This window comes from Pyrobaculum sp. (assembly GCF_049971835.1).
GTDB lineage: Archaea > Thermoproteota > Thermoprotei > Thermoproteales > Thermoproteaceae > Pyrobaculum.
On sequence record NZ_JBMFKV010000342.1, the window covers coordinates 1 to 1,535 of the forward strand.

Consider the following 1,535-nt stretch of genomic DNA (forward strand, 5'->3'; position numbering starts at 1 on the left):
TCGGTATGTGCCGCTGCAGAGGGTTTTTGCCTTTGTTGGGCCGGCTCTTCCTGCTATTAGGTAGACTTCGTGTTCCTCTGCTAGGAGGTCGGCGAGTTTTAGAAACATCTGGTTGCCGCCGGAGCCCTCCTCGGCGAGGTCTGTGACGAGGGCGATTCTCACGGCGGGCTTCCCTCAGCTGTTTATGAGTTTTTTCACCGCGGCGGCCTCGACTTCTAGTATTTTTTCGAGGGGTACTAGGTGAGGGGGGGCTGTCTCAACCTCTCCCGCGGCTAGCTGGGCGGCGGCCTCTGCGAGCTGGTCGAGATCCCCCTCGGGGGCGAGGGCGAGCCCGGCGGCGCCGCGTCTCGCGAAGTTGAGCTCCAGCGCCGGGATGGAGTAGGCGGCGACGGGGGCGCCTGCGAGAAGCGCCTCGTAGACGACTAGCGAATATGAGTCGTCGTGGCTGGGGTACAGCACGACGCGGGCCGAGGCGTATAGGCGGTAGAGCTCCCACCTATCTGCGGCGGGGACGTGGGCTACCTTGTCGCCTACGCCCAGCCTCTTGGCGGCTCTCAGCGCCGCCTCTACGCCGAATCCAGGTGGGGAGGCGATGACGAGTCTGCGCCCCAGCCTCGCGCCGGCTTTTGCGTAGGCCACCACCGCCTCCACTATGCCCTTCTCCGGCACCGCCCTCCCGACGTACAGGGCGTGTTTCCTCCCGCCCGTCTGGATGCGGGCCCTCGCGGCGGCCTTCATCTCGGCCGCTGGTAGCGACACGCCGGGGTCCAGCACGACGCCTCCGAGGCCGGTCTCGGCGGGGATGGCGGGGGAGACGTGTATAACTAGGTGGAATAGGCGGAATGCGTCTCTAAAGGGGTGCCGGGGTCTGAGGACCACCGCCCGCCTCGCCGCCAGGTAGCGCCCCCCCAGGCCCCCGGCGAACTGCTCAAATAGGGAGAGGGCCCTCAGAATGGCCTCCCTCCGCTCCCGCCGGGCGTAGAAGGGCATCCCCTGTAGCAACGCGGCGGCGCGGCCTCCGCAGGCCAAGGCGCCGGCGAGGGCCTTGAGGAGGGCGTCGTAGCTCTCGTGGTAGGACAGGTAGACGTCGGCGCCGCACCCCGGCGCCGGCCCCCCGGACAGGGGCGGGACCAGCCTAACCGAAAGACCTGCGCGCCGGTACGCGGAGATCGCCAGCCTGGCTCGCCACAGCCCGCCGCCCACCCCGGCGCTGATGTAGGTGACGAAGGCCACGGACACGCGCCGCATCACCGTCTGATTTATATGCCTGCCGTTAAAACCTAAGTAGGGGCCACTTCTACATATAGAGGAAGGTGGATGCTTGTGTCGGTCTTGGTATCGCTGGCTGGGGCTTTAGCAAGCGTAGTTACTGTGGTGGTGCTTTGGGTTAAGGAGTACAAGCCTTTTATAGCATAAGTCTCGCCCACAGGCGCCTGTCTATGTGGCGATTTTCTGTACGTGGCTAGGGTGAATGCTATATTATTTGGATGGGTTTTAGGTCATTGCCTGTGGCTACACCGCGCCCTTTTTATAAT

At 64.5% G+C, this 1,535-nt stretch carries 1 protein-coding gene; it reads right to left on the minus strand.

The features are described 5' to 3' along the window. Nucleotides 1–174: 174 nt before the first annotated feature. Nucleotides 175–1,239: a glycosyltransferase gene (locus ACP5J3_RS14470; RefSeq protein WP_428496322.1), complete on the minus strand. Its 1,065-nt coding sequence runs from the start codon at nucleotides 1,237–1,239 to the stop codon at nucleotides 175–177. Nucleotides 1,240–1,535 lie beyond the last annotated feature (296 nt).